The sequence below is a fragment of the Streptomyces griseobrunneus genome (assembly GCF_046713465.1).
Taxonomy (GTDB): Bacteria; Actinomycetota; Actinomycetes; order Streptomycetales; family Streptomycetaceae; genus Streptomyces; species Streptomyces microflavus.
Genome location: NZ_CP177080.1, coordinates 710,079 through 726,660, shown reverse-complemented (window position 1 = coordinate 726,660; position 16,582 = coordinate 710,079). Strand labels below are relative to the sequence as shown.

The 16,582-nt window shown below is 72.5% G+C and carries 15 protein-coding genes and 1 pseudogene; 9 read left to right on the top strand and 7 right to left on the bottom strand.

What is annotated here, in order from left to right; all coding sequences use genetic code 11:
- Window positions 1-79 precede the first annotated feature (79 nt).
- Entirely contained in the window at window positions 80-829 is a 750-nt protein-coding gene (locus ACK8N7_RS03480; RefSeq protein ID WP_500440876.1) for an SDR family oxidoreductase, read from the bottom strand.
- 110 nt (window positions 830-939) lie between these two features.
- On the opposite strand from ACK8N7_RS03480, the pseudogene ACK8N7_RS03475 reads away from it, so the two are divergent.
- The 3 genes and pseudogenes from ACK8N7_RS03475 to ACK8N7_RS03465 form a co-directional block, all read left to right on the top strand.
- Window positions 940-1,532 (top strand): annotated as a pseudogene (locus ACK8N7_RS03475) (alpha/beta hydrolase fold domain-containing protein); the annotation flags it as partial.
- Window positions 1,533-1,579: 47 nt separating this feature from the next.
- A complete protein-coding gene (locus ACK8N7_RS03470; RefSeq protein ID WP_500440874.1) occupies window positions 1,580-2,152 on the top strand; it encodes a TetR/AcrR family transcriptional regulator in 573 nt (190 codons plus the stop codon).
- Window positions 2,153-2,318: 166 nt separating this feature from the next.
- Window positions 2,319-3,218, top strand: coding sequence for an SDR family NAD(P)-dependent oxidoreductase (locus ACK8N7_RS03465; RefSeq protein WP_500440872.1), 900 nt, complete (start codon window positions 2,319-2,321; stop codon window positions 3,216-3,218).
- Between the two features lie 20 nt (window positions 3,219-3,238).
- Here ACK8N7_RS03465 and ACK8N7_RS03460 read toward each other — a convergent pair whose 3' ends face one another.
- From ACK8N7_RS03460 to ACK8N7_RS03445, 4 genes are all read right to left on the bottom strand, one after another.
- The gene (locus ACK8N7_RS03460) at window positions 3,239-3,646 is read right to left on the bottom strand and encodes a hypothetical protein (RefSeq protein ID WP_500440870.1); all 408 of its coding nucleotides are present in this window, start codon (window positions 3,644-3,646) and stop codon (window positions 3,239-3,241) included.
- Window positions 3,643-5,349 carry a right-handed parallel beta-helix repeat-containing protein gene (locus ACK8N7_RS03455; protein ID WP_500440868.1) on the bottom strand — a complete coding sequence of 569 codons (1,707 nt, stop codon included), beginning with the start codon at window positions 5,347-5,349 and terminating at the stop codon, window positions 3,643-3,645. Before ACK8N7_RS03455 ends, ACK8N7_RS03460 begins: the two co-directional genes overlap by 4 nt.
- Window positions 5,350-5,519: 170 nt before the next feature.
- Complete coding sequence (gene ddaH, locus ACK8N7_RS03450) at window positions 5,520-6,332, bottom strand: dimethylargininase (protein WP_500440866.1); 813 nt, start codon at window positions 6,330-6,332, stop codon at window positions 5,520-5,522.
- Window positions 6,333-6,350: 18 nt separating this feature from the next.
- A complete protein-coding gene (locus ACK8N7_RS03445) occupies window positions 6,351-7,295 on the bottom strand; it encodes a methionyl-tRNA formyltransferase (RefSeq protein ID WP_500440864.1) in 945 nt (314 codons plus the stop codon).
- A 214-nt stretch (window positions 7,296-7,509) separates the two neighbouring features.
- Between ACK8N7_RS03445 and ACK8N7_RS03440 the strand changes: the two genes are divergently transcribed.
- Together ACK8N7_RS03440 and ACK8N7_RS03435 are read left to right on the top strand one after the other, a co-directional pair.
- Window positions 7,510-9,090: an amidohydrolase gene (locus ACK8N7_RS03440; RefSeq protein WP_403210897.1), complete on the top strand. Its 1,581-nt coding sequence runs from the start codon at window positions 7,510-7,512 to the stop codon at window positions 9,088-9,090.
- Between the two features lie 238 nt (window positions 9,091-9,328).
- Window positions 9,329-10,486, top strand: coding sequence for an MraY family glycosyltransferase (locus tag ACK8N7_RS03435; RefSeq protein WP_500440862.1), 1,158 nt, complete (start codon window positions 9,329-9,331; stop codon window positions 10,484-10,486).
- Between the two features lie 30 nt (window positions 10,487-10,516).
- On the opposite strand, the gene ACK8N7_RS03430 is transcribed toward ACK8N7_RS03435, so the two are convergent.
- Window positions 10,517-11,404 (bottom strand): glycosyltransferase family 2 protein, encoded by an 888-nt coding sequence (locus tag ACK8N7_RS03430; RefSeq protein ID WP_500440860.1) that lies wholly within the window; start codon window positions 11,402-11,404, stop codon window positions 10,517-10,519.
- 70 nt (window positions 11,405-11,474) lie between these two features.
- Here ACK8N7_RS03430 and ACK8N7_RS03425 point away from each other — a divergent pair, with 70 nt between their 5' ends.
- The 3 genes from ACK8N7_RS03425 to ACK8N7_RS03415 all read left to right on the top strand — a co-directional run bounded on the left by ACK8N7_RS03425 (window position 11,475) and on the right by ACK8N7_RS03415 (window position 15,523).
- Window positions 11,475-13,691, top strand: coding sequence for a PI-PLC domain-containing protein (locus ACK8N7_RS03425; RefSeq protein WP_500440858.1), 2,217 nt, complete (start codon window positions 11,475-11,477; stop codon window positions 13,689-13,691).
- A gap of 141 nt (window positions 13,692-13,832) precedes the next feature.
- Window positions 13,833-14,795 (top strand): metallophosphoesterase family protein, encoded by a 963-nt coding sequence (locus ACK8N7_RS03420; protein ID WP_403210905.1) that lies wholly within the window; start codon window positions 13,833-13,835, stop codon window positions 14,793-14,795.
- Window positions 14,792-15,523 carry a 4'-phosphopantetheinyl transferase family protein gene (locus ACK8N7_RS03415; RefSeq protein WP_403210907.1) on the top strand — a complete coding sequence of 244 codons (732 nt, stop codon included), beginning with the start codon at window positions 14,792-14,794 and terminating at the stop codon, window positions 15,521-15,523. Before ACK8N7_RS03420 ends, ACK8N7_RS03415 begins: the two co-directional genes overlap by 4 nt.
- Here ACK8N7_RS03415 and ACK8N7_RS03410 read toward each other — a convergent pair.
- On the bottom strand, window positions 15,511-16,092 hold the full coding sequence (locus tag ACK8N7_RS03410) for a histidine phosphatase family protein (protein ID WP_500440855.1): 582 nt from the start codon (window positions 16,090-16,092) through the stop codon (window positions 15,511-15,513). The two genes, ACK8N7_RS03415 and ACK8N7_RS03410, sit on opposite strands and share 13 nt — an antisense overlap.
- Before the next feature lie 265 nt (window positions 16,093-16,357).
- On the opposite strand from ACK8N7_RS03410, the gene ACK8N7_RS03405 reads away from it, so the two are divergent.
- Window positions 16,358-16,573: a CbtB domain-containing protein gene (locus ACK8N7_RS03405; protein ID WP_015612945.1), complete on the top strand. Its 216-nt coding sequence runs from the start codon at window positions 16,358-16,360 to the stop codon at window positions 16,571-16,573.
- The last annotated feature ends 9 nt before the right edge of the window (window positions 16,574-16,582 follow it).

The following is a 16,582-nucleotide window of genomic DNA, read 5'->3' as shown; positions in this document are numbered from 1 at the left end:
GCCAGGATTCTTGCAGTTCGGGGGCCGACGATGCGCGGCCGGGGTACCGGACCCGCTCGCCCGCCGACCGGTCAGCCGGTCACTTCGCCTGGGCGAGCCGGACCGCGTCGGGACCGGCCGGGAACCGCAGCTGGCCGGTCGTGTCGTGCACGGCCCGCCATACCGTCTCGGCGACGTCGCTCTCCTCGGTGAACAGGTCCTGGCCCGTGAACGAGCCCATGGCCTCCTTCGCCCAGGGCGCGTAGGGGGCCGGGACCAGCTCGTCCGGTGAGGCGCCGTTCGTCGCGTTGGCGGCGAAGTTGGTCGTCAGGCAGGCGCCCGGCTCGACCGTCTTGGCCTGTACACCGAAGGGCGCCAGCTCCAGTGCGAGGGACGCGGTGAATCCCTCGACGGCCATCTTGCTCGCCTTGTACACGGCCGAGAGCGGCATGTGGCCCAGCACCACGCTGGAGGTCACATTGACCACCACGCCGGAGCCGCGCTCACGGAACCCTGGCAGCACCGCCTGGGTCGTCGCCATCACACCGAACGTGTTGGTCTCGAAGACTTCCCGCACGCGTGCCATGGGGGTGCCCTCGAACACGCTGATCGAAGGGATGCCCGCATTGTTGACCAGGACGTCGATCGGCCCCGCGGCCTCGAACGCGGCGGTGACGGACGCGGGTTCGGTGACGTCGAGCCGGATGAGGCGGATCCGGTCCGACTCGGGCAGGACGCCCGCACGCGGCGTACGCATCGTGGCGATGACGTTCCACCCCTGCGCGTGGAAGTGGAGGGTGCTCTCCCGCCCGTATCCGGACGAGGCACCAGTGATCAGAACGGTCTTCACGCCGTGCTCCTTCGCGAGGCGGTGGGATCCGCACGGGGCAGGCACTTTCCTGCTCCGTGGAAGAACCAGTGATCCCATTGAATCGCTCTGACCTGGTCACTCGGTGGAACTGGATGCACGGGGGCGAGATGGTCATGGTCGACCGCTTCTCGCAGATCGACATCCCGCTGGAGTGGCTCGACGGGTTCGGCGCGGTCGGGGTCTCCGTGGAATACCGGCTGGCACCGGAGGCCACCGGCACGCCCCTCGTCGACGACTGCTACCGGGGGCTGCTCCGGCGATCGCCGCGCAGGTGCTGATCTGCCCCATGCTCGACCACCGCAACACCAGCGTCTCCAGCCGTCAGTACTCCGGCGTGCCCGGCGTCTGGACCCGCGAGATGAACGAGTTCGGCTGGCGTGCCGTCCTGGGCGACCTCACCGGCGCCGAGGTGTCCGGGTACGTCTCGCCGTCGGTGGCAGGGGACCTGTCGGGCCTGCCGGCCACCTACATCGACACCGGCTCGGCCGAGGTCTTACGGGACGAGGACACCGACTACGCCTCCCGTATCCGGGCGGCCGGCGGCCAGGCCGAACTCCACGTCTGGGCGGGTGGCTTCCACGGGTTCGATGCCCTGTATCCGCAGGCGGGCATCTCGGCCACGGCCCGCCGGACCCGTACCGACCGGCTCGGGCGGCTCCTCCCCGCCCTGAACTCCGGGTGACGGGCGCACCGGTGATCGAGCCGCGGGCGGCTGCTTATGCTGTGCAGGTGACACCGGGAGCGGGGCAGGAGAAGGAGCTGAGGGCCGATGCGGCCCGTAACCGCGCCCGGATTCTCCAGGTCGCCCGTGCGCGGCTGGCTGCCGGTGACAACTCGCTGCAGCTGAACGCCGTCGCCCGGCTCGCCGGGGTGGGCGTCGGGACGGTCTACCGGCACTTCCCCAACCGCCATGCCCTGGTGGAGGCGCTCTCGGCGGAACGCTTGCGGGAACTGGTCGACGAGGCGCAGGCGGCCGCCTGCGCCGACGACCCGCTCACCGGCCTGCGCCGGCTGCTGGGCTTCGCCCTCGACCGCATGCTGGACGACCCCGACTTCGCGGCCGTGCTGGAGGCCACGGGGGACTCCGGCGCGCAGACGTCGGACCTGAAGGCCGAGCTCGACCGGGCGGTCACGGGCCTGCTGGACGGCGTCCGGCTGAACGGTGCCGTCCGCAGCTCCGTCGAGGCCGACGATGTGCGCCGTCTGCTGTGCGGCGTGGCACATGCGGTGCGCTCAGGGAGCGGCGAGGTCAAGGACCTCTACCTCGACGTCCTGCTGGAAGGGCTGCGCCCGCCGCGCTGACGGCGGTACACCTCACCGTTCCCGTATCCGTACTCGAAGGCGGCGGAAAGCCCCCTCAGGACGTCGGCCACACCCACCCACACCAACCGGATAGCCATCCGCTTGTGCTAGCGTGCCCGCAACGAAACGGATAGTCATCCGTTTGTGGAGTCGTGAAGGGGTGGGCATGAGCCGACGGGCGATAGTGACGGCAGGTACCGGGGGCATCGGGCTGGAGACCGCGAAGGGGCTCGCGCGGCACGGCTACGCCGTCACGGTGGTCGGCCGCAACGCCGAGCGGGGCGCGAGCGCCGTGGAGCAGATCGCGGCGGTCGCGAACGGAGGTGCACCGCGATTCGTCGCCGCCGACCTGGCATCCCTCGACAGAGTACGTGCGCTGGCAGCGCGGTTGGCGGCCGACGGGCCATGGGGGGTGCTGGTCAACAACGTCGGCGCGATGTTCGCTCAGCGGCAGCGGACCGTCGACGGCATCGAGGCGTCGTTCGCCGTGAACCACCTCTCGCCGTACCTGCTGACCGAGCTGCTGCTCGACCGGCTCCGGGCGGACGCGCCGAGCCGGATCGTCAACGTCTCCTCCGCCGCGATCAAGACCGCCAAGCGCACCTTCGACGCGGTGGAACCCCCGGGTGGCTACTACGGCTTCCACTGGTACGGGCGGGCCAAGCTCGCCAACCTCGCCTACACCGTGCACCTGGCCGAACGCCTCCGTGGCACCGGGGTGACGGTATTCGCGGCCGACCCCGGGGGCGCGGCCACCGACATGACCGACGGCACCATGACGTCACCGGAGATCGTCTCCCCGCCGCTGCGCCTGCTGTGGCCGCTGGTCCGCCGCGCCTTCGAGCGTGGCACCGCCGGACCTGCTTCCACGGCCGCCCAGTCGTCGGTCTTCGCCGCCACCGCCGACTCGCTCGACGGGCGGACCGGCCTGCTCGTCGGGCCCGAGGCCCGGCCCGTACCCCTCTTCCGTGGCGCCGCCGACCCCCGGGCCATCGAGGACGTTCTCCGGCTGAGCCGGCAGCTGGCGCCCCTGAACGGCGCCGGGCACGGCACACGGCACCCGTAAGTCCGGGTGGGTGCAGGCGGTCAGACGATTCGGGTCAGCCCCTCGATCGCCGACTGCGCCCACTCCTGCGCCCCCACCGCCGTACCGGCCGCCACTCCGGTCGCGACGGGGGCCAGCACCCCCTTGAGCACGGCCAGTGCTCGGCGGACCCGGCCCTCCTCGGGGGTGGCCGGGCCGCTGATCGTCGCGAGGACCTCGTCCGCCGCGGCCGCGGCGTCCTCACGGTCCCGGTCGGCGAGGCCGGCCCCGGGCAGCTGCTGCAGCAGGTCCTTGACCAGTGCGGCGAGCCCCTCGAAGCCCGGGGCCACCGTGCTGTTGTTCTGCTGGTTCTGCGTGACCGATTGGTTGTTCCAGGCGAACTGGGCGCCGGAGACAGCGGCGTTGAACACCGGCCCGTCGTAATTGTGCACGTTCTCGCGGTCGTTCATGTGGGGGTTTCGCCCTCTCCGGTCTGCTGCTGGACGGCCTCGTTGTTGTTCCACGCCAGCTGGACGCCGTGGACCTCGGCGTTGAAGACCGGCGCGTTGAAGTTGTTGACGATGGTCTGGGGCGGTACGACGGGCTCCGTGTCCTGTTCGACCACCGGCAGCGACGTGCGGAGGGAGACGAGCTCGACAAGACCGTTGTGCCGTACGCCATCGCCTCGCGTCCCCTGCACGGAGCAGTCCGCCAGCCGGCCGCCGGACCTGTCCCCGAAGCTCACTCCGACGACCGCGCAGTCGGTGAACTCGCTTTCCGCGACGTCCAGATGGGCGGAGTCGCTGCCGCCGAGGCCGAGCGTGCCCGAGCCGGTCACGGTGAGGTTCCTCGCGACGAGCCTCCCCTTGCCGAAGGCGATGACCCCGCACCTGCTCACGGCCTTGACCGTGCAGTCGTGCAGGTGCAGCTGGGCCTGCTCGCCGACGCCGAAGCCCAGCGTTCCGCGCTCCGCCGACACGTTTCTCAGCCTGACCCGTGACTGGCCCAGGACCTCGGCGGCGGACATGTCGAAGTCACGGAACACCGCGTCGGTGATGTCGGCCGTGGTGCCGCCGTTCCCCAGCGTCTCCACCTGTGACGGGCAGCGCTCGACCCGGATGTGCTCGAACACGGCGCTGCTTCCGTCCCGGACCCGCAGGGCGACGCTCGTCAGGTCCTCGATCACGACCCGGGTGAAGCGGCCCCGGGCGGCTTCGGTGACGGCGATTCCGACGTTGCCCCCCGAGATGCGGCAGCCGTGGACCCCGGGGGAGCCGCCCTCGGTGGAGAACACCGCGGCGTTGCCCGCGTCGGACACCTCGCACTCCTCGAACCTGCCCCGCCCCGAGGCCCGGACGTTGATCCCCGTGTCACGGCACCGGGCGAAGGTGCATCCGCGCACCACCGGGTCGGCGCCGCTCGCCACCGCGATCCCGTGCTGGGCGTCGGTGACGCGCGTGCTGTCCACGGAACCCCGGGACTGCTCGATGAAGCCGATCCCCTCGGCGTGCACGGCGTCGATGGTGCAGCCCGACACGGTGAGCTCCGCCTGCGTGTCCGCGATGACGGCCGCGAGCCCGGTACCGGTCAGCTCGCACCCGGTGACCTCGGCACGCGCACCACTGACGCGTACGCCGTGGATCCGGCTGCCCTCGACACGGCTGTCCCGGACCGTGACGTCGGCGCCTTCGATCACCGCGATCGCGTTGTCGACGGCGTCCGTGAAGCGGCACCGCTCGACGAGCCCACGCGCCCCGGAGAAGAGCGTCCGGCCGTGCAGGACCACGCTGTCCCGCAGTGTGACGGAGGTGTTGGGCCTCGCGTGCACCCCGATGCCGCTGTACGCCCGGATCTCCGCCCGGTCGAGCGTCAGCGTCCCGGCGTGGCAGCCGACGACATCGGCGTCGCGTCCGATCAGCACGAGGCCCTCGACACCGACCGTTCCGTAGGTGTCGAGGGCGGGTCCGCGTGCCCGGCCCACCACCACGGAGCCGGGCCCGCCCGACGCGACCAGACGGACCTCTCCCCGGACGGTGAGGGCTTCCTCGTACCGGCCGGGCGCGATCTCGATCAGCGCTGCCCGTCTCCGTCCGGCCGCGGCCAGGAGCGCGGACGTGATGTCGGGGTGGACGCCACGACCGCCGCGCGGCGAGACGACGTACTTCGCGACCATCTCCGCTCCCCCCACGGCGCATGCTTGGCGCCGCCGATGTTACCTGAGCGGCCGTCACCGGGCCGGTCACCACGGTCCGGCGCCGAACCGGGCCGGCCGCGGTCACCGCCGGGCAGGACGGATGCCCCCGTCCGGGTCGACGACCCGGACGGGGGCACCAGGAGCGGAGGTCAGCGCGCGGGCCGGAGCTCCAGCGTGCAGCACTTCACGCTGCCGCCCGCCTTGAGGAGTTCGGAGAGGTCCACGCCGACCGGGCGGAAGCCTCGGTCGCGGAGCTGCTCGGCGAGAGCCGTCGCGTTCTGCGGCAGGACCACGTTGAGCCCGTCCGATGTGGCGTTGAGCCCGAACACCGCGGCGTCCTCGGCCGAGGCGAGGACGGCGTCCGGGAAGAGCCGTCGCAGTACGGCGAGGCTGCCGGGGGAGAAGGCCGGCGGGTAGTAGGCGACGGTCTTCTCGTCGAGCACGGTGAGGGCGGTGTCCAGGTGGTAGTAGTCGGGGTCCACGAGGGTCAGCCCGATCACCGGGCGGCCGAAGAACTCCTGGGCCTCGTCGTGCGAGCGGGGATCGCTGCGGAACCCGGTCCCGGCGAGGAGGACGTCGCCCACGAGCAGGTAGTCGCCCTCCCCTTCGTTGACGACGCTCGCGGTACGCAGGTCCGGGAACCCGTTGGCGCGCAGCCAGTCGTGGTACGCCGGTCCCTCGGCGACGCGTTCGGCGTCACGGAAACGCGCCACGAGGGCGCGCCCGTCGACGACCGTGGCGCCGTTGGCGGCGAAGACCATGTCGGGGAGACCACGGACGGGATCGATGGTGTCGACGGTGTGCCCGAGGCTCAGGTAGACCTCGCGCAGTCGCTCCCACTGGGCGATGGCCAGCGGAGTGTCGACAGGCTTCTTCGGGTCCATCCACGGGTTGATGGAGTAGACCACGTCGAAGTAGGTGGGCCGGCACATGAGGTAGTGCCGGGCACGTGCGGTACGCATGGGTGAGGGTCCCGATCGTCAGGGGCGGCCGGTGAGATAGCCGCCCATCGAGGTGAAGTACTCGGTCGCGGGAAGTTCGCGGCCGTCCCCGGTCCGTACGCGGGTGATGGCCAGACCGTGGTTGCGGCCGGTTCGGGCATCGGCTCCGGCGACGATCACGACGCCGTCGCCCTCGCGGTAGAAGATCCGGCCCGGGGTTCCGCCGTAGCGGCCCTCGGACACGACAGCGGAGACGACTTCGAGCCGCTGCCCCTTGTGGAAGGTGAAGGCGCTCGGGTACGGAGCGGACTGGGCGCGGATCAGACGCTCCAGGTCCTGCGCCGGCCAGTTCCAGTCGATACGGATGTCCTCCTCGGCCCGCTTGTGGAAGAAGCTGGCCTTCGACCGGTCCTGCCGGGTGAACTCGGTCTGCCCCGAGGCGATCAGGCCCAGCGCCTCGGTGGTGACCGGGGCGATGAGGTCGACCGTCCGGTGGAAGAGGTCGGTGGCCGTGTCCGTCGGTCCGACGGCGACCGACCGCTGGACGACGATGTCGCCCGCGTCCAGCTCCTCGTCCATCAGGTGGGCGGTGACGCCGACTTCCGGCTCGCCGTTGATGAGCGCCCAGATCAGCGGCGAGAAGCCCGCGTAGGCGGGCAGCAGGGAGTCGTGGATGTTCAGCGTGCCGTGGACCGGCAGGTTGTAGATCTCCGGCGGGATCCACGTCCGCCAGTTGTTGGCCACGATGATGTCCGGGGCCACCTCCTTGAGCTGGTCCAGGAGTTCGCCGTCCGGCCGGTTGCGGATGATCACGGGGATGCCGTGCTTCTCCGCCAGGTCGGCCACCGAGTCGCTCCAGATCTTCTCGTAGGCGTGCTCGCTCCTCGGGTGCGTCACGACCGTCACCACGTCGTGCTCGGAGTCCAGCAGCGCTTGCAGGGTGCGATGCCCCCAGGTCTGGTAACCGAACATGACGACCCGCATGGAGGTGCCTCCTTGGAAGAGCGATGGACCGGCGCCTCAGTAAAGCAAGCCTTACCTAAGAGCACAACGGCCCATGATTCACAGCACGGTTGACAGCTCAGGTCGGCTTGAATCGCACCCTGACATCGACAGGCAGGGACCTGCGGGTTAGCTTGGCCCGGCCCGCTCTCCGGCCGCGCGCCGTGGGTCCGACCGCGACGGGGAGGGACCTCCCATGCTCTGTACGAGGCTGACGAACGCCCGCATCCTCACGATGGACCCGCACCATCCCGTCGCCCGTGACCTGGGCATCTGGCGGGGCCGGATCGTCGGCCTGGACGAGGCGGTGACCTCCCTCCCGGCCCGCGAGGTGATCGACCTCCAGGGCGCCACCGTGCTGCCCGGCTTCATCGACAGCCATGTCCACCTGGCCTGGGCCGGGTTGAAGGCCCGTACGCCGAGCATCGCCCCCTGCGAGCGGATCGAGGACATCCTCGCCGTCGTGGACGATGCCGCGCGCCGCTCCGCACCTCCCGGCGCCTGGCTGGATCTCGCCGGGTACGACCAGCGGGCCCTGGGCCGCCATCTGACCGCCGCCGAACTGGACCGGGTCAGCCACGGCCGCAAGATCCTTCTGATGCACGACTCCGGACACGCCTGCGTCGTCAACACCGCCGTCCTGGAGCTGCTGCCGGCCGACGTGGAGCACGAGAACGGCTTCCTGGCCGAAAGTGCAATGACCGCCGCCCGCCGGCTGCGGCTGCCGTACTCCCAGGAGGAGCTCGCCGACGCCATCGAGCACGCCGCCCGCGTCTGCCTCGCCGAGGGGATCACGGCCTGCGCCGAGGCCGGCATCGGCGGCGGGCTGCTCGGCCACAGCCCCGTCGAACTCGGCGCCTACCAACTGCTCCGCGACCGGGGCCGGCTGCCCCTGCGCGTCCAGCTCATGGCCTCCGGAGACACCCTCCGTACCCGTGCCACCCACCCCGACGACGGCTTCACCGAGGCCCTGGACCTCGGGCTGCGCACCGGATTCGGCGACGACTGGCTCTCCCTGGGAGCCCTGAAGATCTACACCGACGGCGGCATGATGGCGCGCACGGCCGCGCTCACCTCCCCGTACGAAGGGACGGACGACACCGGCCGGTTCCAGGACGACCCCGAGCGGCTCACGCGCCTCATCGTCGACGGCCACCTCGCCGGATGGCAGCTCGCCGTCCACGCCATCGGGGACCGCGCCGCCGACCTCGCGCTGGACGCCCTGGAACGAGCCCAGAAGCTGAAGCCCCGGCCGGACGCGCGCCACCGTATCGAGCACGCCGGGCTGATCCGCCCCGACCAGCTGCCCCGCTTCGCCGGGCTGGGGGTCAGCGCGGTGGTCCAGCCCAGCTTCCTGCGCTACTTCGGCGACGACTACGCGACGGTGATGGGGGAGCGGCGGGCCGGCTGGATGTACCGGGGCAGGGGGTTCCTGGACCACGGCGTCACCCTCGTCGGCAGCTCCGACCGGCCCGTCACGGACGGTTCCCCGCTGCGGGCGGTCCAGTTCATGGTCGAACGGACCTCCGTGTCGGGCCGGATCATCGGCGGGGAGGAGGCGATCGGCGTAGATGAGGCCCTGCGCGCCTACACGGTCGCCGGGGCACACGCCTGCCGCTGGGACGACACGGCGGGCACGCTCTCCCCGGGCAGGCGCGCCGACTTGGCCGTCCTCGGCGACGACCCGCACCGGGTGGACCCCGCGCGGATCGGTGACATCGGGATCGTGACGACGTTCGTGGACGGCCGGGACACACGGGAGGTCCTTGCGGTCTGAGGGGTCCGGCCAGGGGTGTCACACGTACCTCCGGCCAAGAGATCAGGGAATCACCGCCTTTTTCGTGTTATTCGGGGTGAATAGGGACATCGGCCCCGTAGGTTGGGGAGAAACGCCACTCGACTGGCGTCCCACGTCACCCCGACACCGCGACCGGACGAGCGCCGGGCCTCCGCCGTTCCACCGGTTGCCCGGCGCCCCGCGTGCCGCTGTTCACGAACGAGGAAAGGCAGGGCAGGTGAACGTGCTTGGGATCATCGCCTCCGGTGTGGCCGCGCTGTTCATCACGGTCGTACTCGCCAAGGGCGTCCGCCGTGCGGCGCTCGGTTCCGCAGCCGGCCGTGAGCCGGGCGGGCGCCCGTCGCGTGCCGGGGTGGTCCGCAGACTGGGCGGCGCGACCCTCGTCCTCGGTGTCGGTGCGGCTGCCGCCGCCGGCTGGGGGCTCGGCGCGGCGGGCGGCTCCGGACGCGCCGTCGCAGGACTGCTGGCCGGGGCCGGGACCGTCGCCGCCCTCGGGCTCGTCCATGATGTGCGGCCGCTCGGGATTCCCCTGCGGGTGGCGGTCCAGACGGCCGCCGCCACGCTCGCCGTATGCCTCGCCGGCCTGTCACCGGTGGCGGGGGTCCTGGCCGTGATCTGGATCGTCCTCGTCACCAACGCCTTCGCCCTGCTCGACACCTCCGACGGGGTGCTGGCGACCGTCGGTGCCGTCACCGCCGCCGGGCTGCTCGCCTGCGCCGCCGTCGACGGCCGGTCCGGGCTCGCCCTGCTGCCCGCCGTGCTGCTCGCGGGGCTCATCGGCTTCCTGCTCCACAACTGGCACCCCGCGCGCATCCGCCCCGGGGCGTGCGGCTCGCTGTTCACGGGATTCCTCCTGGCGGCCTCCGGCGTGCTGATCCACGTGGCGGCACCGCCGGAACGCACCGCGTGGGCCGCGCTGCCCGTGCTGGCGACCGTGGCCCTCGCCGAAGCCGCCCTCGTCCTGGCGTCCCGGCGCCGCGCCTCGCGCCCCCTGCTCCAGGACGGCGGCGACCACATCACGCACCGCCTGCGCCGCATCCGCGTCACCGTGCCCGGGACTGCGGTCGTCCTCGGACTGTGGGCGGGCGTGGCGGTGGCGATCGGCACGCTGGTGTACGCGGGGGTGCTGCACCCCGCGCTCGTCCTCGTACCGCCGGCGGGCAGCGCCCTGGCCGTCCTCGCCCTTCTCCGGATCCCGGTGTACGCCGCCCCGCCCAGGACCGCGACACCGGCAAGCGCCACATCGGCAGGCGCGGCGCCGGGAAGCACCGCACCCGCGAGCGCCGAGCCGGCCAGGACCGCGGCCGGACGTCCCACCGTGCCCCCGCCGCCCACCGGCCGCCCCGCCGTCGGCGTCACCGCGGACAGGCGCTGACGCGGGGCGGGCGGGAGCCGTCGAGGGCCCTCACGTCCGCCACCGGCCGATCGTGGCCCGGGCCGCGGTCCGCGCGTACGGAGACACCATCAGGAACGGCGCCCACGGCCAGGTGTGGCGCCGGCAGTACACCCACCACTGGCGCGGCGGCAGCTCCCGTACGGAGGTCACCCGGCGCAGCGCCTCCCGCACGCCGATCCCCGGCTCCCTGGAGCCGGGGGTGTCCGGCCCCTGCGCGCACACGCCGACGGGCGACGGGGCGACGAAGGCGGGGGCCCCGGCCCGCCGGGCGCGGAAGCCGTGGTCGTAGTCGCCCATCCGGTGGCCGAAGACCTTGTCGGTGTCCCCGACCAGCTCGTGCACGGCCCGCGAGAGCAGCACCACCCGCCCGTCGTACGTGTCGCACGGCTCCGGGCGCTCCCCGCCGGGCTCCACCAGCGTGAGGGACCGGCCGCGCCGCCCCGAGTACACCGTGCCCCCGTCCGCGCCGAGGACCGCGCCGACGACGACCGCCCCGGATCCGACCGTGTCCGCCGTGCCCAGGAGGGCGGCGAGGGCGTCCGGGAACAGCTCCACCCCGTCGTCGAGCCACAGCTGGTGCGTCCACCGGTGGCTCGGGCCGCCCGGTCTGCCGCTGTGCGAGCCTCCACCGCCTCCGCCGCTGCGGCTGTTGCGGCTCGCGATGCGCATCGCCCGGTTACGGGGGACGTCCGCGCCCACCGACATGACCTCCACGGACGGGTGGAGGAGGCGCACGGCCTCCGGAGTACCGTCGGTGGAGCCCGCGTCCACCAGGTGCACGCCGAGCGTGGCGTGGGACGGAAGCCCGCGCTGGCTCTCCAGGGCGCTCAGCGCCGACAGGGTCCTCGCGCGCCGGTTGTGACTCGTCATCAGCACGGCCAGGTGGACGGAGTGCACGGCAGAGCTCCTCACTGCACGAATCCCATCATTCATGCATAAAAGCTGATAATCCGCATAGGCTGAGTGAGTGAGCGCCGCACCGATGGAGAACCCGTTCCCGCCCGGGCCCGGACCACGCGCCCCGGGCCGGACCCGCCGGGCGGTGCGGGTGGTGGCGTTCGTCCTGGCCGCGCTCTCCGTGATGACGGTCGCGCTGACCTCGACCGTCCGCGCCACCGTCCTGTCGCCGGGCTACTACCGGTCCGTCCTGGACGAGGAGTCGGCCTACGACCGGCTCTACAGCGAGGTGCTCGTCGACCCCGCGATCGCCCCCGTCACCCGCGACCTCCTCGCCCACCTGCCCGTGCCCGAGGCGCTGGTGACCTCCAACATCAAGGTCGTCCTGCCGCCGGCCACGGTCCGGTCGCTCACCGACCAGCAGATCCACGCGCTCACCGACTACCTGCGCGGCGACACCGACGAACTGCGGCTGGCCGTGGACATCGACCCGGTGCTGCGGAACCTGGCCGACCTCGCCCGCATCTACTTCGGCGACCTGGTGGCCAACCTCCAGGGCCGGGACGAACCGGACTTCGCCCGCTTCACCGACGACCTCACCACCGCGCTCGAAGCCCTCAGGGAAGGCCGCGCCCCCACGCTGCCCGCCCTGCCGCTCACCGCCGACCAGGCGGCCCGCGCCACCGACGCCCTGCTGACCCTGGTGCCCGAGCGGGAACGGACGGCCCTGCGCCCCGAGGTGGAGGTGGCCCTGGGGAGGGGAGACGTATCGACGGCGCTGGCGACGGCCGCGGCCGCCGCACTCGCCGACGGGTCGCGGACCGCGGCGGCCGACCTGCGCACCATGCTCCAGGGAGGTACGTGGGACCTCACCGCGACCCTCACCGCCGCGGGCAACGACCTCGAAGCCCTGGAGCAGGCCCGCGAACGGGTACAGCGTCTGACGCAGATCCAGATCCTCGCCACCGCCCTCGCCCTGGCCTCCCTCGCCGTCCTCTGGTCCACCGGCCCCGGCGCTTCTGCCCGGAGGCTGATGGTGCTGGGGCAGGCGGTCGCCTGCGGGGGCGTCCTCGCGGCGGCCGCCGTCCTGCTCACCCGGCTGGTCACCGGGGGCCGGTTCCTCGCCACCCGGCCCTCCTGGCCGCCGAGCGTCACCGCCCTCGTCGAGGACCTCCAGCGCAACGCGGTGGACCAGGCGGTGGCCACCGGACTGACCGCCGCCCTCACCACCCTCGTCGGCGGGGCGCTCCTCACCGCCACCGGCTGGGCCTTCCTGGTGCGCCCCCGGACTCTGCCCAGGCCCACCGCCGTACGGGGTGTGGCCGCGGGCGTGACCTGTGCCGCGCTGGCGGGCGCCCTGCTCGTCCCGCCCGTACTCGGCCCGTCCGCGCCCCGCCGCTGCCAGGGCAGCAGCGAACTCTGCGAGCTGCGGTACGACGAGATCGCCCACCTCACCGCCCACAACGCCATGTCCACCACCGCCGACCGGTTCATCGGCCCCCTCCAGGACCCCGACATCACCGCCCAGCTCGACACCGGCGTACGGGCGCTCCAACTGGACACGTACCACTGGGAGAGCCCGCAGGACATCGCCGCCCGGCTCGACAACCCCGAGTTCACGCCCGAGCAGCGCCGGCTGATCTCCGCCGCGATCGACAAGGCCAATCCGCCCCGCGAGGGCCTCTGGCTCTGCCACAGCGTCTGCCGGGCCGGGGCGATCGAACTCGTCCCGGCCCTGGAGGACATCGGTGCCTGGCTCCGCGCCAACCCCACCGAGATCGTGACGCTGATCGTCCAGGACGACATCGGCGCCGAGGAGACCGAGGATGCGTTCCGCCGGGCCGGACTCGACGAACTGCTCCACTCCCCGTCCGAGGACCCCGACGAACCGTGGCCCATGCTGGAGGAGATGATCGACAGCGGCCGGCGGCTGGTGGTGTTCGCCGAGAGGGCGGACGGCCCGGCGCCCTGGTACCGCAACTTCTACCGGTACGGGATGGAGACCCCGTTCGCCTTCCGCAGCCCCGCCGAGATGAGCTGCGAACCGAACCGGGGCGGCACCGGCAAGCGCCTCTTCCTGCTCAACCACTTCGTCACCGACGGCGGCGGCAGCCGGCTGGACGCGGGCCGGATCAACGCCCGCGACTGGCTGCTGGAGCGGGCCCGGGCCTGCGAGGCCGAGCGCGGCAGCCCGGTCAACTTCGTCGCCGTCGACTACACGACCGTCGGCGACGCCCTCGGGGCCGTGGAGGAACTGAACACCCGCCGTGCGCAGCACGGCCGCTGACCCGGCGTCACCAGCGTCGAGCCGGCTCCTGCACGAACCCCGGGGCGGGTGTCGGAGGCTCATGAGAGGCTTTGTTTTCGGCGGCTCCGCACCCTGCGGACGGTGCCGCACGACGGCCGAAAGAACGGGGAACCCGCGCACATGACCGCTCCGAGCGACCCTGCACCGCCCAGTGCCCCCTCAGCCGCGCCGTCGCCCGGCGCCACCTCCGTCCCGCCGGGGGCCGGACGGCTGCTGGCCGTGAGCGACCTCCACGCGGCGGTCACCGACAACCGGCCCATCGTGGAGTCCCTCCACCCCACCTCCGAAGCGGACTGGCTCATCGTCGCGGGCGACGTGGCGGAGCGCCCCGACGACATACGCTGGGCGCTCGCCCTCCTCGCGGAACGTTTCGCCAAGGTGATCTGGACGCCTGGCAACCACGAACTGTGGACCCTGGACAAGGACCCGGTCCGACTGCGCGGGCAGGCCCGGTACGAACACCTCGTCGAACTCTGCCGCGAACTCGGCGTGCTCACCCCCGAGGACCCGTTCCCGCTGTGGCCCGGTCCCGAGGGGCCGGTGGCGATCGCGCCGCTGTTCCTCCTGTACGACTACACCTTCCGCGCCCCGGGGACGCACACGAAGGAGGAGTCGCTGGCCGTTGCCCACGAGTCCGGCATCGTCTGCAACGACGAGTACCTCCTCCACCCCGACCCGTACCCCACCCGCGACGACTGGTGCCGGGCCCGGGTCGCCGAAACCGCGCGCAGGCTCGCCGCGCACGACCCGGAGATCCCGCTCGTCCTCGCCGGACACTGGCCGCTGGTCCGGGAACCCACGTCGGTCATGTGGTACCCGGAGTTCGCCCAGTGGTGCGGCACCGAACTGACCGCCGACTGGCACCGCCGCTTCAACGTCACGGCCGTCGTCTACGGACACCTCCACATCCCCCGTACGACCTGGTACGACGGCGTGCGCTTCGAGGAGGTCTCGATCGGCTACCCGAGGGAGTGGCGCGAGAGGGGCCACCCGCGCGGCCTGCTGCGCCAGATCCTCCCGTACGAGCCGGAGTCCGCGGCCCCGGCCCGTACCGGCACCGCCACCTCCGGAGGTTCCCTGTGATCGAGCGGCTGCTGCCCGGTGACGTCTCCTGCGCCGCGACGCGCGAGGAGACCGTGCCGGACGGGACCCTCTTCCCCGAGGAGGAGGAACTGGTCGCCAGGAGCGTGGCGAAACGCAGGAACGACTTCGCGACGGCGCGGGCCTGCGCGCGGCGGGCCATGGGCCGGCTCGGCCTGGAACCCGTCGCCGTACTCCACGGCAAGCGCGGAATGCCCCTGTGGCCCGACGGGATCGTCGGCAGCCTCACGCACTGCGACGGATACCGGGCGGCGGCGCTGGCGCGCGCGGCGGACGTGCTGTCCCTGGGCGTCGACGCCGAACCGCACGCCCCGCTGCCCGAAGGCGTGGGGGAGCTGGTGGTACGCCCCTCCGAACGCGGACGGTTCACCGTGTCGCGGGCCGGGGAGGCGGTCGGGGTCCACTGGGACCGGCTGCTGTTCAGCGCCAAGGAGAGCGTCTTCAAGACCTGGTACCCGCTCACCCTCACCGAGCTCGACTTCGACGAGGCGGACCTGACCTTCCACCGGGAGGACGACGACCGGGCGGGGGACCCGGCGGCGAGCGGCACCTTCACCGCGCGCCTGCTGCGCACCGATCCGGCCGTGCCGCCGGTGCTGGACGGGCGGTGGCGGGTGGAGGACGGCATCGTCGCCACGGCGGTGCTGCTGCGGCCGGACTGGCGGGACGGGCGGGAGGGTTCGGGAGCCGGGTGGCTTCAGGAGTCCTGAGGGACGGTGAGCGGCCGCCCCAGCCGGACGTTCCACCGGCCCGACCGCCCGCTGAGCTCCGTGAGGACCAGGGGTGCGACGTCCAGCCGCCAGAACGCCTCCGGCGGCAGCGACAGACCGTGCACGACCGCCGCCCGTACGACGGCGGGCTCGGCGACCGCGAGGACGCTCCCGCCCTCGGCGCCGGCCCCGTCCAGCCAGCCGCCCACCCGCTCCACCAGGTTCCGCAGAGACTCGCCCCCGTGCGGAGCCGCCGCGGGGTCACCGATCCAGGCGGCCACCGCGGCGGGTTCGGCGGCGCCCACCTCGTCGAGGCGGCGGCCGCTCCACCGTCCCAGGTCCCAGCCGGTGAGCGCCGGTTCGGGGCCCGCGGCGAGACCGAGCGCGGCGGCGGTCCCCAGGCACCGCTCGGAAGGGCCGCTCAGGATCAGGCCGGCCCCGGGTACGGCGGGGGCCGCCGCCCGCGCGCTCCGCTCCCCGGCCCGGTCCAGCGGGGCATCGCCGTCGAAGCGGGCCTCCCGCAGCGCCGCGTTCATCGCCGGTGAGACCAACACCACCCGTACTGTCATGTTCCTGCCTCAAGTCGTTCCGTGGAGACCTCAACACCCGTGACCGGCGGGCGATTCGGGCCCCGAAGATGTGCAGATTGCACCATGGCGGCACCTGCGTACAGGCGGTATGGTCACGTCGACCATGACGAGGGTGTGACGGAAGTCCGGTGCAAATCCGGCACGGTCGCGCCACTGTGAACCCGTACCTGTGCGGGAAGTCAGACCCGGCACCTTCGTCCGTTGCACCACGACAGGGACGCGTGTTCCCACAGGAGGTTCCGCCATGGCGCAGTCCGCCGCCCCCGCAACGGGGGCACCTGCGATCACCCCGATCTCGGCGAAGGCCATAGCCCCCTGGGCTGTCTTCGTCGGCATCCTGGCGCTCGTGCTGCTCTACTTCGTCGGCGCCGAACAGGGCGCCACCGCGCTCATCTCGGGCGAGGGCGTTCACGAATGGGTCCACGACGGCCGTCACCTGCTCGGCTTCCCCTGCCACTGAGCCCCTTGC

Coding starts and splice junctions, on each gene's coding strand:
- ACK8N7_RS03465 (WP_500440872.1), top strand. CDS start 2,319: ATGAGCCGACGGGCGATAGTGACGGCAGGTACCGGGGGCATCGGGCTG.
- ACK8N7_RS03460 (WP_500440870.1), bottom strand. CDS start 3,646: ATGAACGACCGCGAGAACGTGCACAATTACGACGGGCCGGTGTTCAAC.
- ACK8N7_RS03455 (WP_500440868.1), bottom strand. CDS start 5,349: ATGGTCGCGAAGTACGTCGTCTCGCCGCGCGGCGGTCGTGGCGTCCAC.
- ddaH (WP_500440866.1), bottom strand. CDS start 6,332: ATGCGTACCGCACGTGCCCGGCACTACCTCATGTGCCGGCCCACCTAC.
- ACK8N7_RS03445 (WP_500440864.1), bottom strand. CDS start 7,295: ATGCGGGTCGTCATGTTCGGTTACCAGACCTGGGGGCATCGCACCCTG.
- ACK8N7_RS03440 (WP_403210897.1), top strand. CDS start 7,510: ATGCTCTGTACGAGGCTGACGAACGCCCGCATCCTCACGATGGACCCG.
- ACK8N7_RS03420 (WP_403210905.1), top strand. CDS start 13,833: ATGACCGCTCCGAGCGACCCTGCACCGCCCAGTGCCCCCTCAGCCGCG.
- ACK8N7_RS03410 (WP_500440855.1), bottom strand. CDS start 16,092: ATGACAGTACGGGTGGTGTTGGTCTCACCGGCGATGAACGCGGCGCTG.
- ACK8N7_RS03405 (WP_015612945.1), top strand. CDS start 16,358: ATGGCGCAGTCCGCCGCCCCCGCAACGGGGGCACCTGCGATCACCCCG.